The sequence below is a fragment of the Kushneria aurantia DSM 21353 genome, from assembly GCF_000382245.1.
GTDB classification, from domain to species: Bacteria; Pseudomonadota; Gammaproteobacteria; order Pseudomonadales; family Halomonadaceae; genus Kushneria; species Kushneria aurantia.
The window spans coordinates 108,841-122,120 of sequence record NZ_KB907871.1 but is presented as its reverse complement, the minus strand read 5'-3'; the positions used below and the strand labels follow the sequence as shown (position 1 = coordinate 122,120).

Annotated in this window: 10 protein-coding genes and 1 pseudogene; 7 read left to right on the top strand and 4 right to left on the bottom strand. The window is 61.7% G+C overall.

Annotated features, from left to right (window positions below; genetic code table 11):
• The 4 genes and pseudogenes from H146_RS22140 to mdoH form a co-directional block, all read left to right on the top strand.
• Positions 1-287, top strand: a pseudogene (locus H146_RS22140) (hypothetical protein); the annotation flags it as partial.
• Positions 288-424: 137 nt separating this feature from the next.
• Positions 425-1,630 (top strand): multidrug effflux MFS transporter, encoded by a 1,206-nt coding sequence (locus tag H146_RS18970; protein ID WP_019951587.1) that lies wholly within the window; start codon positions 425-427, stop codon positions 1,628-1,630.
• A 486-nt stretch (positions 1,631-2,116) separates the two neighbouring features.
• Entirely contained in the window at positions 2,117-3,688 is a 1,572-nt protein-coding gene (locus tag H146_RS0109195) for a glucan biosynthesis protein G (RefSeq protein ID WP_026351870.1), read from the top strand.
• A complete protein-coding gene (gene mdoH, locus H146_RS0109190; RefSeq protein ID WP_019951585.1) occupies positions 3,681-6,179 on the top strand; it encodes a glucans biosynthesis glucosyltransferase MdoH in 2,499 nt (832 codons plus the stop codon). Before H146_RS0109195 ends, mdoH begins: the two co-directional genes overlap by 8 nt.
• A 105-nt stretch (positions 6,180-6,284) precedes the next feature.
• Here mdoH and H146_RS0109185 read toward each other — a convergent pair whose 3' ends face one another.
• The 3 genes from H146_RS0109185 to H146_RS0109175 all read right to left on the bottom strand — a co-directional run bounded on the left by H146_RS0109185 (position 6,285) and on the right by H146_RS0109175 (position 10,957).
• A complete protein-coding gene (locus H146_RS0109185; protein ID WP_019951584.1) occupies positions 6,285-8,045 on the bottom strand; it encodes an NADPH-dependent assimilatory sulfite reductase hemoprotein subunit in 1,761 nt (586 codons plus the stop codon).
• A complete protein-coding gene (locus H146_RS0109180; RefSeq protein WP_019951583.1) occupies positions 8,045-9,850 on the bottom strand; it encodes an assimilatory sulfite reductase (NADPH) flavoprotein subunit in 1,806 nt (601 codons plus the stop codon). The genes H146_RS0109185 and H146_RS0109180 overlap by 1 nt, the downstream gene beginning before the upstream one ends.
• Positions 9,851-9,973: 123 nt before the next feature.
• Positions 9,974-10,957, bottom strand: a complete 984-nt coding sequence (locus tag H146_RS0109175) for a threo-3-hydroxy-L-aspartate ammonia-lyase (RefSeq protein WP_019951582.1) — start codon at positions 10,955-10,957, stop codon at positions 9,974-9,976.
• 171 nt (positions 10,958-11,128) lie between these two features.
• Here H146_RS0109175 and yegS point away from each other — a divergent pair, with 171 nt between their 5' ends.
• From yegS to H146_RS0109160, 3 genes are all read left to right on the top strand, one after another.
• Positions 11,129-12,058, top strand: a complete 930-nt coding sequence (yegS, locus tag H146_RS0109170) for a lipid kinase YegS (RefSeq protein ID WP_019951581.1) — start codon at positions 11,129-11,131, stop codon at positions 12,056-12,058.
• A gap of 23 nt (positions 12,059-12,081) precedes the next feature.
• Positions 12,082-12,525 (top strand): nucleoside deaminase, encoded by a 444-nt coding sequence (locus tag H146_RS0109165; RefSeq protein ID WP_019951580.1) that lies wholly within the window; start codon positions 12,082-12,084, stop codon positions 12,523-12,525.
• Positions 12,526-12,643: 118 nt separating this feature from the next.
• Positions 12,644-12,961, top strand: coding sequence for a hypothetical protein (locus H146_RS0109160; protein WP_019951579.1), 318 nt, complete (start codon positions 12,644-12,646; stop codon positions 12,959-12,961).
• An 83-nt stretch (positions 12,962-13,044) separates the two neighbouring features.
• Here H146_RS0109160 and H146_RS0109155 read toward each other — a convergent pair whose 3' ends face one another.
• Complete coding sequence (locus tag H146_RS0109155; RefSeq protein WP_019951578.1) at positions 13,045-13,251, bottom strand: cold-shock protein; 207 nt, start codon at positions 13,249-13,251, stop codon at positions 13,045-13,047.
• Positions 13,252-13,280 lie beyond the last annotated feature (29 nt).

Genomic DNA, 13,280 nt, shown 5'->3' with positions numbered 1-13,280 from the left:
GAAACAGTATAGAACCCATCATCGGTCACATGAAAAGCGAAGGATTGCTGTCACGCTGTTATCTGAAAGGGCGCAAGGGCGATCGGATTCATGCGCTGCTGTGTGGTGTCGGCATGAATTTGAGGAAAGTCATGAAGAAGCTCAGGGAGCTTCTTTTTGTCTGTTACTTTTTCCGCTTTTCAGGTCTATTTTGGCGTTATGTCCGGTCAATGATCTTCAATTTTTTGTGCTCATTGGCCAGTATAAGGAGAGCCGAATTCGACTCCCCGGAAAAAATCGGGGTTTAGCAGGGGCGACTACTTCGACCTGTTCTACATTGTGCCGATTGACATCAGCCTAGTCGTGTTGTGGTCGATTGAATAGCGAATGGGGTGGCTGGTCGCGATATGGCCGGTTAAAGTGCAGCGGCCGCAGGGAGCAGAACATGTACGCAGAGCAGGGCAACAGATGGCTGATCGGTCTGATGATGGGGCTGATCGTACTGACCCCCATGGGGGTGGATATTTTTCTGCCCTCGCTGCCTGTAATGGCGCGTGACTTTGGCGTCGATAGTACAGCGCTGCGCTGGTCGATCACGCTTTATCTGATCAGCATGGGGCTGTGCCAACTGCTGGCCGGGCCGCTGGTCGACTGGCTGGGACGTCGGCGCATGGCGCTCGTCGGGGCACTGCTCTATGCGCTGGCGGCACTTGTCGCCGCTATGGCCGAACGTCTCGATCTTTTCCAGGTGGCACGGGGGCTGCAGGGTGTCGGCGCCGCCATTGCTACCGTGGTGGCCTTTGCCTGCGTACGCGATCGGTTCAGTGGCGAGCGCGGTGCCGGGGTGTATAGCCTGCTCAACGCCGCGGTCTGTGTGGTGCCGGCACTGGCGCCACTGCTGGGCGGCGTACTGGCCTCACTGTGGCAGTGGCGTGCCAGCTTTGTCTTCATGGTGTTGTTTGCGCTGGCCGTGTCACTGCTGTGTCTGTGGCGCCAGCAGGAGACCCGACCGCGCCATTTGCGTCCACAATATCCGCAGTTCCGGCCCCACACCTTTGCCGCCATTCTCGCCGATCGCCATTTTCTGTTTTACGCCCTGGTGGCCGCCATCGGTATGTCGGTAATCCTCACCTATGTGACCACCGCGCCGCTGCTTTTGATCGAGCAGGCAGGGCTGAGCGAGATCGCCTTCGGTGCCTGGTTCGGTGGCGTCGCCGCGATCAACGTGGCGGCCTATTTTGTCGCGCCGCTGTTGATTCGCCGTCTCGGCCAGGGCGGCGCGATCCGCCTTGGGCTGAATATTATGGTACTGGGGGGTGTGCTGCACGGGCTGACCATGCTGGCGGGTTTTGCCGGCGTAGCTGCCTTCATGCTGATCAATGCCCTGATGGCCACCGGCTTCTCGTTCACGCTGGGGGCGGCCATGAGCCTTGCGCTGGCGCCGCACGCCGGGCGTGCCGGCAGTGCCTCGGCGCTGATCGGCTGCTTTCAGATGGGCGGCGGTGCGCTGATAGCGTCGTTGATGACGCTGCTGCCGCTGCCGCCGCAGTGGCTGCTGATGCTGCTGGGCGTGATGGGGGCCGGTATCCTGAGGACTGCTATTGAAGGGCTCGGGGAGCCCGCAAAGGTTAAAAAGGATGTCTCGATGTAACAGTCGGTAAATAAAGGCGTGCCTTTGATGCCGACTGCTGAGAATGAATAAAATCACGGTTAGAATAGCCTGTACAAATCAGGTGGCCTTTCGAAATATGGCTTTTGGCGCGTGCTCTGGTATGTCGCTACTGGAATCCACCGAGGCGACATGTTAAACAGCACCATTTAAGGAAACGCTGAATAAATCGACGAGCGAGATGAAGCGCAAGGCGCATGGAACACAGAACACGAGACATAACATGGGGTTAGGCGAGTGTTCGAGTACCACGCAACGCAGCGATTCGCTGGCGCAGGCATTTATGCAGCGTTTCCTTAACAACGGCACTACAGGATGTTGGTGCCGGTGCCGATGATCATGCCGCCTGTTGGCCACTGCACAATCACGCCCGTCAGAGTCAGTGCGGGTGCTTCAAGGATGCTTATGCGCAATTTCCTATCGACGTCTTGCCCTGGTCGCCGTCTATCCGGCGACACACTTTCAGTAATGAAGAAAAAAGGCGCTGTCTATGCCCTGGGGATGGCGGCCCTGCTGTCATCCTTCCCACTTTTCGCCTTCGACTTCGAGGACGTCAGCCAGCAGGCGCAGGAGCTGGCGCAGCGCAGCTATAGCGCCCCGCAAAATAACCTGCCCGACGCGTTGGCCAATCTGGGGTTCGCCGATTATCAGAAGATTCAGTACAAGCCCGCTCAGTCGCACTGGCGCGATGACGACCTGCGCTTTGATCTGAGCTTTTTCCACGAGGGCATGCACTACAACACGCCGGTGACCGTCAATGCGGTGGATGGTGACAGCGTCAATGAACTGCAGTTTTCGCCGAGTAATTTCAACTACGGCGATCTGAACGTCGACCCTTCACAGTTTCAGAATCTCGGTTTTGCCGGTTTCAGCATCAATTACGGCGCCGACCCGCATCACAAGCAGGAAACCATGGTGTTTCTGGGGGCCAGCTATTTTCGTGTGGCCAGCAAGGGGCAGCGCTACGGTCTGTCGGGGCGTGGTCTGGCGATCGACACCGGCCTGAACTCCGGTGAAGAGTTTCCACGCTTCAGCGAGTTCTGGGTGGTCAAGCCGCAGCCCGAGGACCGCTATCTGATCATCTATGCGCTGCTCGATTCACCCAGCGCTACCGGTGCCTACCGTTTCGTGCTGCGTCCGGGCAGCGATACCCAGGTCGACGTCAAGTCGCGTCTTTTCCTGCGTCGCCAGGTCTCCAGGCTGGGTATTGCCCCATTGACCAGCATGTATCTCTACGGCTCGGCCCAGCCCGCCAGTCAGCTCAACTTTCGTCCCGCCATTCACGACTCCGAAGGTCTATTGCTTGCCGGTCAGGACGGGCAGTGGCTGTGGCGCCCGCTGGCCAATCCCGCACGACTCAGTGACAGTAGCTATCCGGCCAGCAGTCCACGCGGCTTCGGGCTTTTACAGCGCGACCACCAGTTCGACGCCTATCAGGATGTTGAAAACCGCTACGATCTGCGTCCCAGTGCCTGGATCGAGCCGCAGGGCAACTGGGGTGAAGGTCAGCTGGCGCTGATCCAGATTCCCACCCCGGACGAGACCAACGACAACATCGTCAGTTTCTGGCAGCCGAGCGCCGATCTGCCCACCAATCAGCCGCTCGATTACAATTACACCATCAACTGGACGCTCGACGAGGCGCGTTATCACAATCCTGATCTGGGCTGGGTGGCGCAGACCCGCCGCTCGCGGGGTGAGGTAATCCAGGACAACCTGGTGCGCCAGAGCGATGACAGCACCATGTTCGTGGTCGACTTTGTCGGCCCGCCGCTGAAATCCACCGACAACGACGGCAACATTCGCGCCAATCTTGATGTCGGCGATAACGGTGAGCTGGTGCGCAGCCAGGTGGTGCGCAATCCTGCCATGGGCGGCTATCGTCTCAAGGTGAGCGTCAAGGCCAAAGACACTGCGAAGCCGGTCGACATCAAAGCCTATCTGGAGAGCAGCGATTCGCAGAGTAGTGGTCAGAATGGTCAGAGCAGTGCGCAGCGCCTGACCGAAACCTGGAACTACGTGCTGCCTGCCAATGGATGATCATGACGCTCACCAAAGCCCGGCGCGCGCCTATCTGGAGCGCCTGGCGCGCAACGCACCGCGCCTGACGGAGCGCCGCGAGCTGCTCGAGATGGCCGAGCAGGATGTGCCGCTGTTTCGCGTCCACGAGGACCTCGGCGGCCAGCCGCCGCCGCAGGACGATCCGGCCAGCGCTTCGGTACTGCGCCGGCTCGAACTGGCCTACGGCAGCGCCCCCCTGGCACCTCCCGAGGTGCTGGGTACGGATTCGGCCGGTCGCGCCTGTCTGCGTACCATGCCGCCGATTCAGCGTACCTCCATCGCGCCGCACCCCTGGACTACCAATCCCATCAGGCGGTTGAAAAAGGGCTATCACCTGCGCCGCGGCAGTGAGCAGCAGCGGCGCAGGCGAAAAAGCGGGCCCGAAGCCCCCCGGCAACAGCGCTGGCAAACCGTGGGTATGATCCGGCGCTGGATTCTGCTGCTGCTGGTCATAGGGCAGAGCGCCGTGGCGGTCTGGTACATGAGCACGGTGCTGCCCTACCAGGGGGCGCAGCTTCTGGAACTGGCCGAGCTGATTCTTTTCGCGCTGCTGTTCTGCTGGGTGTCGGCGGGCTTCTGGACAGCGCTGATGGGCTTTTTCCAGCTGCTCAAGGGGCGCGATCGCTACAGTATCTCCGCTTCCAGCAGCGGCGATGAGCCGATCAGTGACGAGGCGCGCACCGCCATTGTCATGCCGATCTGTAACGAGGATGTCGACCGCGTTTTCGCCGGCCTGCGGGCGACCTATGAGTCGGTCAAGCGTAGCGGCAATATCGATCACTTCGATTTTTACGTGCTCAGCGACACTTATGATCCCGATCTGTGCGTGGCGGAGAACCACGCCTGGCTGCGGCTGTGCCGCGAGGTCGAGGGTTTCGGTCGCATCTTCTACCGCCGCCGTGCACGTCGGGTAAAGAAAAAGAGCGGCAATATCGATGATTTCTGCCGCCGCTTCGGCGCCAAATACCGTTACATGCTGGTGATGGATGCCGACAGTGTGATGAGCGGGCGCTGTCTGAGCCGGCTGGTGCAGCTGATGGAGGCCAATCCGGACGCCGGTATTATCCAGTCGGCGCCGCTGGCCGCGGGCAGCAACAATCTCTACGCCCGTCTGCAGCAGTTTGCCACCCGGGTCTACGGGCCGCTGTTCACTGCCGGCCTGCATTTCTGGCAGCTGGGCGAGTCGCACTATTGGGGGCACAACGCCATTATTCGCGTCGAGCCCTTTATGTATTACTGCTCGTTGGCGCCGCTGCCCGGCAAGGGCGCGTTGTCCGGCGAAATTCTCTCCCACGACTTCGTCGAGGCGGCGCTGATGCGCCGTGCCGGCTGGGGCGTGTGGATCGCCTACGACATGCCCGGCAGCTACGAGGAGATGCCGCCCAATCTGCTTGACGAACTACAGCGCGACCGGCGCTGGTGCCAGGGCAACCTGATGAACTTCCGGCTGTTTCTGGTGCGCGGCATGCACCCGGTGCATCGCGCGGTGTTTCTGACCGGGGTGATGTCCTATCTGTCGGCGCCGCTGTGGTTTCTGTTTCTGATGCTCTCGACCGCTCTGCTGGCGGTGCACACCCTGACCACACCGGCCTACTTTACCGAGCCAATGCAGCTTTTCCCGCGCTGGCCGGAGTGGAATCCGGGCCGCGCGGTGGCGCTGTTTTCCACCACCCTGACGCTGCTGTTCCTGCCCAAGATTCTCAGCGTTATCGTGGTCTGGGCGAAGGGCTCACGCGATTATGGTGGCCCGCTGCGACTGGGACTTTCGATGGTGGTCGAGTCGCTGATCTCGATGCTGCTGGCGCCGGTGCGCATGCTGTTTCACACCCGCTTCGTGCTGGCGGCGCTGTTCGGCGTGGAGGTGAAGTGGAAGTCGCCGCAGCGCGATTTCAGCGAGACCACCTGGCGCGATGCGATAGGCCGTCACGGCGGTCAGACCCTGTTTGGCATTGCCTGGACGCTTTTCGTGGTGTGGCTCGACCCGCGCTTTCTGCTCTGGCTGTGGCCGATCGTGGGCGCTCTGATGCTGTCGATTCCGGTATCGGTGATCACCAGCAAGGTGAGTCTGGGGCGCGCGGCCTTTCGCGGGCGGATGTTCCTGATTCCCGAGGAGTCGCGACCGCCGCATGAACTGCGCGCGACCTGGCGGCTGGTGCGCAATGCCGAGGCTCAACCGGCACCGGCGACCTTCGCCCAGAGTGTGGTCGACCCGATCGATAACGCCCTGGCCTGTGCCATGGGTGTGGCGCGCCACAACAAGTCCGAAGCGATCGAGTCGCAGCGTCAGGCCATGGTGCGCCAGGCGCTGGTCGGCGGGCCGCAGCGGATGGCCAATCGCGACAAGCTTTTGATGCTCGACGACCCCATCATGCTGTCGAGACTGCACTATCAGGTCTGGGAGCGCGCCGATCAGTATCCGGCCTGGCAGCAAGAGGCCTATACCGAAGATCCGCCGCCGCGTTTTCTCTGATCGAGAAACGCCAAAAGGCCCCATCTCGGTGATGGGGCCTTTTTTTCGGTAAGCTGTGTCAAAAACGCAGAAGGCCCCAGCCACTACAGCGGGGCCTTGCAGGTATCAGGCCGCGTGAAAATCGAGGCCGTTGACCGTCGCCTTAATGATCCCGGCGCGAATCACGAAGTCGCCGAAACCTTCACCCTCTTCGCGTTCACGGGCGTAGCGCTGAATCATCGGCGTCAGTTCGTCGAGAATGGTCTGCTCGTCGATGTTTTCGCGATACATTTTGTTCATGCGGGTGCCGGTGAAGTCGCCGCCCAGATAGAGGTTGTAGCGTCCGATCGCCTTGCCGACGAAGCCGATCTCGGCCATGAAAGGGCGCCCGCAGCCGTTGGGGCAGCCGGTCATGCGCACGATGATGGGATCATCCTCGAGCCCGGCTTCCTTCATGACGGCGTCGAGCTTGTCCAGCAGGGTGGGCAGGTAGCGCTCGCTCTCCGCCATCGCCAGTCCGCAGGTGGGAAAGGCAACACAGGCGATCGAGTGCTGGCGCAGCGGCGTCACGCTCTTGAGCATGTGGTAGCTCTCGATGATGGCATCGATCTGTTCGCGCATTGCCGGCTTCACGCAGCTGATGATCAGGTTCTGATTGCAGCTCAGGACGATATCGCCATCGTGAAGTCGGGCGATTTCGCGCATGCCACTCATCAACTGCATGCCGGCGTGGATCGGGTTGTCGTCGGGATAGTCGCGAATGCGGCCGTTCTCGATGAAAAGGCCGTAGTGCCACTGGCCGTCCTCGCCCTGGTACCAGCCGAGAATGTCGCCGGTGGTGGTAAAGGGGCCGGTATCGGTGGTGGCAAGATCGCGCGCCTCTTCGAGCGCGTGGCCGAGATATTTTTCTACCTCGGCGCGAAACGTCTCGGCGCCCATATCATCGACGGTGTACTTGAGACGGGCGTGTTTGCGATTTTTGCGATCGCCGTTATCGCGCTGCACCAGCACGATTTTCTCCGCCACGTCGACGGCCTGATCGGCAGCGCAGAAGCCGATCAGGGTGGAGATGCGCGGGTAGGTGGCCGGTTCGCCGTGAGTGCTGCCCATACCGCCGCCCACGGCGACGTTGAAACCTTTCAGCTCGCCGCCTTCGACAACGGCGATAAAGCTGATGTCGTTGGTGTGCACATCGGTTTCGTTGTCCGGCGGTACCGCCAGACCGATCTTGAACTTGCGCGGCAGATAGTGCTGGGTGTAAAGCGGCTCGATCACCTCATCCGGGCCACCGGCGACGCGCTCCTCGCCGAGAAAAATCTCGTGATAGGCGCGGGTGCGGGGCAGCAGATGAGTGCTGATCGCATCGGCAATGTCGAACACCTGGCGATGCACCTTCGAACGGTGCGGATTGGCCGTCGAGGTGACGTTGCGGTTGACGTCGCCGCAGGCCGCGATGGTGTCGATCATGGCGTCGTTGACGGTTTTCAGGTGTGCGCGCAGATTGCTTTTGAACACGCCATGATACTGAAAGGTCTGACGTGTGGTGATGCGCAGGGTGCCGTTGGCGTAGCGCGTCGCGACATCATCGAGTGTCAGCCACTGGGCGCTGGAGATGCGCCCGCCGGGCAGGCGCAGGCGCACCATGAAGGAGTAGAGCGGCTCCAGCTTCTTGCGCCGGCGCTGATCGCGCACGTCGCGGTCGTCCTGCATGTAGAAGCCGTGGAACTTGGTCAGCTGCGTATCGTCGGGACTGACGGCGCCGGTGGCGTTGTCCGCCATGTCTTCCATCAGCCGGCCACGCAGATAGTCGCTGTCGACCTTGAGCCGTTCGTTGGGGGCGTATTCGTCAAGTGACTCGTCACGGAGTCGGGTAATGATATCGCTCATCAATAAACATCCCGCTGATAGCGTTTGGCCTGCTGCAGATCGCGCAGGTAACCGGCGGCCGCTTCTTCATCCAGGCCGCCCTGTTCGCCGATGACATCAAGCAGGGCGCGGTGAACGTCGGCCGCCATGCGGTCGCCATCACCACAGACGTAGCAATGCGCGCCGTTCTCGAGCCACTGCCACACCTCGGCCCCTTTTTCGCGAATGCGATCCTGCACGTAGATTTTTTCCGCCTGATCGCGTGAGAAGGCCACATCCAGTCGCGTCAGCAGCCCCTTTTCACGCCAGTTGAGCCACTCCGCCTGGTAGAGGAAGTCGCTGCGAAAGTGCTGCTCGCCGAAGAACAGCCAGTTGTCGCCGTCGGCGCCGAGCTCGTCGCGCTCCTGCATGAAGGCGCGAAAGGGCGCCACGCCGGTACCCGGCCCCACCATGATAATTGCCGCCGAAGGGTCATGGGGCAGCTTGAAGTTCTTGTTGCGGTCGATATAGACCGGCACTCGGTCACCGGGCTGGACGTGATCGGCCAAGTAGCCGGTGGTCACGCCGTTGCGGCTGCGACCGTGGGACTCGTAGCGCACCACGCCGACGGTAAGATGCACTTCGTCGGGGTCAGCATTGTAGCTCGAAGCGATCGAGTAGAGTCGCGGCGGCAGTTTGCGCAGCGCCCGGGTAAAGGTGGCGGCATCGAGATTCTCGATCGGGAACTGTTCGATGACGTCGATGATGTGGCGCCCGTAAATCCACTCCTTCAGCTCGTCGCGGGCGTCCTCCCCCAGTAGCCGGCGCAGTTCGGCGTCGTCGCTGAGCTCGGCCCACTTCTCCATGAAAGGGCGGGTCAGCGTCGTGACTTCGAACTCTGCCAGCAGGGCATCGCGAATCCGCGAGCCGCTCTCCAGTTCGCTGTCGTGGTGGAGGCGCAGTTTTTCCAGTAGCTCATCGACATAGCCGGGATCGTTGTGCGGCACCACGCCCAGCGCATCGCCGGGTTCATAGGCCAGCCCCGAGTCCTCCAGCGACAGCTCGATGTGGCGGGTCTCCTTGCTGGAACCCTCGTCGTTGAGCACCACGGCGTCGAGCACTTCGGCGTAGAAGGGGTTTTTCTTCGACCACGGGCTGTCGCCACCAGTGGCTGCGGCCGGCGTTGCTGCTGTAGTTTGCGCCGCACCGGCCCCGGTCGCCTCGGCAAAGCGCGCCAGCACGCTTTCGATCCAGGCCTCGGCGGCTTCGTCATAGTCGACATCGCAGTCGACCCGGTCACTGATGCGCTCGGCACCCAGCTCGGCAAAGCGGGCGTCGAATTCCTTGCCCATCTGACAGAACTGCTCGTAGCTGGAGTCGCCCAGCCCCAGCACCGCAAAGCGGTGGCCGTCCAGCTTCGGTGCCTTGCGACCGCTGATCAACTCGTAAAAACCGATGGCGGTATCGGGCGGCTCGCCGTCCCCCTGGGTGCTGACCACGACCATCAGGTTGGCGGGGTCCTTGAGGTCCTTTTTGGCCATGTCGGCCATATCGACCAGCCGCACATTGAAGCCGTGCGCCATGGCATGGTCACGCGCCAGCTCGGCAACGCCTTCGGCATTGCCGGTCTGGCTACCGTAAAGCACGGTAATTTCGGGCAGGGCGGCGGTGCTCTGTGCGCCGCCTTCGACCGCGCCGGGTTGGGCGCCGGAGGCGTTGAGTCCGGCGAGATACCCGCTCAGCCAGCTGCGCTGATCACGATCGAGCTGGCCCAGCACCTCGTTGAGGCGCCCGGCCTGATCGGTGCTCAACGGGCTGTTGGTATCGAGCAGCGGGCCTTGTGACATGCTGACTATCCTTGTTGTCGTCCCGGGGAAGGGAGGCGAATCCTGACAGGACTCCGAATGAATTAAAAGGTATAGATTATAATGCTTTTATTCTATTTGGATTTATAAAACCCGAGGGTATGTTCAGCCTAACGTCACGCCTTTCAGAAGCTGCGCATAGCGGTCCAGGTCGACGTTGCCGCCGCTGATCATGACACCGACGCGCTGACCGCGCACCTCGATACGCCGCTGGAAAAGCGCTGCCGCGGCCAGCGCGCCGGTGGGCTCGACAACCATTTTCATGCGTTCGGCGAAAAAGCGCATTGCCTCGACAAGGGCGTCGTCGCTGACGGTAACGATCTCCTCGACCCGGCGCTGAATGATGGGAAAAGTAAGCCGTCCCGGTTGAGTGGTTGCCGCACCGTCGGCGAGGGTGCGTGGCGCTTCAATGGTGACGATGCGCCCCTCCGCCAGCGAGCGCTGAACATCGTTGCCGGCCTGCGGCTCTACCGCCACGATACGGCAGTTCGGCGCCAGCCGCTCGGCGGCCAGCGCGCAGCCGGCGGTCAGGCCGCCGCCGCCAAGGCATACCACCAGGGTGTCGAGCGGTCCGGTCTCCTCGAACAGTTCGCAGGCGGCGGTCGCCTGGCCGGCGATCACCTCGGGATGGTCGTAAGGCGGTACGATTTGCACTCCGCGCTCGTTGGCCAGCGTCTCGGCAATGGCCTGGCGGTCCTCGCGATAGCGGTCGTAGGTGATGATCTCGGCGCCGTAGCCCCGGGTTGCCGCGACCTTGGATGCCGGCGCGTCCGCGGGCATCACGATAGTCGCCGCAAGTCCCGACAGCCGCGCCGATAGCGCCACGGCCTGGGCGTGGTTACCGGAGGAGTAGGTGAGCACGCCGCTTTCACCGCGCTCTTTCAGGGTGGCGAGGGCGTTATAGGCGCCGCGAAATTTGAAGGCGCCCACACGCTGCAGGTTTTCCGCCTTGAAATGGAGCCGTGCCTGACACTGTTCGTCGGCCTGACGTGAGCGTAACACCGGGGTGCGATGCGCAACGCCGGCCAGGCGATCGGCGGCATGCCGGATATCCTGCCAGCTGATGCTGTCCATGGTGGTGGCGGTCATATGGTCTCTCCGGTAAGCGATCGGGGTGCGATCCCGCGCGGGCCTATAGCCCGAAGCGGCGCACCCGATGCTATCCTGAAGTATGATATTGGCCTTTGTGAAGCGCCGGTGCAGCGCCACCCGTGTTTTCGCGACCGATACTGTTTTGCGGCTGCCGAGGAGTGTGCAAGTTTGAATGTCCTGCTGATCGTCAATGGCAAGGGGGTTGGCAATCCCGCGCTTCGCGACGCGGTGTCGCGCATTCGCTCCGAGGGCATCAGCCTGTCGGTTCGGGTCACCTGGGAGAGCGGCGATATCGGCCGCTTCCTCGAGAAGGCCAGCCGCCGTGACATCGAGCGAGTGGTGATTGCCGGTGGAGACGGCACGCTGCACGAGGCCACCAACGCGCTGATGGCACTGCCCGCGGCCGATCGGCCCACCCTGGGTATCATCCCCATGGGCACCGCCAACGATTTCGCGACCGCCACCGGCATTCCCGGGCCGCCACTGGATGCCTTGTCGCTGGCGGTTTACGGTACTCCCTGGAGTATCGACGTGGGGCGGCTCAACGACATTCATTTCATCAATATGGCGTCGGGCGGCTTTGGCGCCAGGGTGACCAGCGATACGCCACCCTATCTCAAGAAACTGCTGGGCGGTGGGGCCTATTCGCTGGTAGGGGTGACCCAGGCGTGGCGTTTCGAGCCCTTTAACTGCCGCATTCGCAGCGGTGGAGAGGAGTTTCACAGCAATCTGGTGGTACTGGCGATCGGCAACGGCTGTCAGGCCGGCGGTGGTCAGGAGCTGGCGCCGAGGGCGCTGCTCAACGATGGCCTGCTGGATGTGCTGACCATACGCCCTTTCTCCTTTGCCAACATCGGCCGCGCCATACCCGAGCTTCGCGAACTGCCGCGCAACGGCGGTATGGTGCGCTATGAGCAGGTCACGTCGATGTCGTTTGACAGCGACAAGCCGATTCCGATCAATCTTGACGGCGAGTTCCACGAGTTCACCCACGGCGAGGTGAGTGTCCGCGCCGGGGCGCTGTCGGTCATCCTGCCGCAGGAGTGCACACTGGTGTATCGCGGCAATCAGCAGACGGCGCATCGCAGCACGCCATAGCGCCAACACAGGGGAGGGGAATAATGGCGTCCGATTCTTTCATGCAGGCGGCGCTGGAGGAAGCGCGTCGCGGTTTCGAGGAGGGCGGTGTACCCATCGGCTCGGTGATCGTTCACGATGGACGTATTATCGGTCGTGGCCACAACCGCCGCCAGCAGCTTGGCAGTGCGGTACTGCATGCCGAAATGGATGCGCTGGAAAACGCCGGACGGCTGCCGGCACGGGTTTATCGCGAATGCACGCTCTATACCACGCTGTCACCCTGTGCGATGTGTTCCGGGGCGATCGAGCTCTATGGCATCCGTCATGTGATCGTCGGCGAAAATCGTAACTTCATGGGCGCCGAGGCGCATCTGCGCGAGCTCGGCGTCACGCTCGAGGTGTTGCAGGACGACAGCTGCATTGAGCTGATGGCGCGTTTTATTCGAGAAAAACCCGAACTCTGGTATGAAGATATCGGCCGCTGAAGACTGGGCGGTGGCCAGGCGGGCCGGGTCGCCATCGACTATGCTTCATTGTATACAGGGTCTTGATACACAGGGCCTTGAATCCGTTTTTTGAATCAACGCGATGCGGGAACGATCAATGAAAGCCAGTACTCTTCCGGTTTTGGGGTTTGCACTGCTGACGGCATGGGCCGTCACGGCCTGTGGCGGTGAGGATGAGCCGGCACCCGCTGACGTGGCGGCCGAGCAGGCGCAGCAAGCGCAACAGAACAGCCGCGATGAACTCGAGGATGCCGCCGCTGATCAGTCCAGCGAGACAGTGGGTAGCTTTGAGGACGAGCGCGAGCAGGCGCGCGATGGCAACACCGAGGCGAATGTTGGCAGCTCGGGGACGATGCAGCAGGCCGAGCGTGCCAACCAGATCAATAATCCCGAGGCCAACAGCAACACGCCCTGAATGATCCGGCGAAGGCTGCCTGAAAAACAAAAAGCCCGCGCTGTGCGCGGGCTTTTCTGCTGCTCAGGGCCGTCGCTGAATGATCAGTCGATAGCCTTGATGTTGGCGGCCTGAAGACCTTTCTTGCCCTGAGTCACTTCGAAGGAGACCTTCTGACCATCCTGAAGCGACTTGAAGCCCTCTGCCTGGATCTCGGAGAAGTGAGCGAACAGATCGTCGCCGCCCTCGTCCGGAGAAATAAAGCCGTATCCCTTGGTGTCGTTGAACCACTTGACGGTGCCGGTTGCCATCTTGATGTCCTTGCGTTTTTCGAGTCAAT

Coding starts and splice junctions, on each gene's coding strand:
- H146_RS0109175 (WP_019951582.1), bottom strand. CDS start 10,957: ATGACCGCCACCACCATGGACAGCATCAGCTGGCAGGATATCCGGCAT.
- H146_RS0109165 (WP_019951580.1), top strand. CDS start 12,082: ATGGCGTCCGATTCTTTCATGCAGGCGGCGCTGGAGGAAGCGCGTCGC.
- H146_RS0109195 (WP_026351870.1), top strand. CDS start 2,117: ATGAAGAAAAAAGGCGCTGTCTATGCCCTGGGGATGGCGGCCCTGCTG.
- H146_RS0109180 (WP_019951583.1), bottom strand. CDS start 9,850: ATGTCACAAGGCCCGCTGCTCGATACCAACAGCCCGTTGAGCACCGAT.
- mdoH (WP_019951585.1), top strand. CDS start 3,681: ATGGATGATCATGACGCTCACCAAAGCCCGGCGCGCGCCTATCTGGAG.
- H146_RS0109185 (WP_019951584.1), bottom strand. CDS start 8,045: ATGAGCGATATCATTACCCGACTCCGTGACGAGTCACTTGACGAATAC.
- H146_RS18970 (WP_019951587.1), top strand. CDS start 425: ATGTACGCAGAGCAGGGCAACAGATGGCTGATCGGTCTGATGATGGGG.
- H146_RS0109160 (WP_019951579.1), top strand. CDS start 12,644: ATGAAAGCCAGTACTCTTCCGGTTTTGGGGTTTGCACTGCTGACGGCA.
- H146_RS0109155 (WP_019951578.1), bottom strand. CDS start 13,251: ATGGCAACCGGCACCGTCAAGTGGTTCAACGACACCAAGGGATACGGC.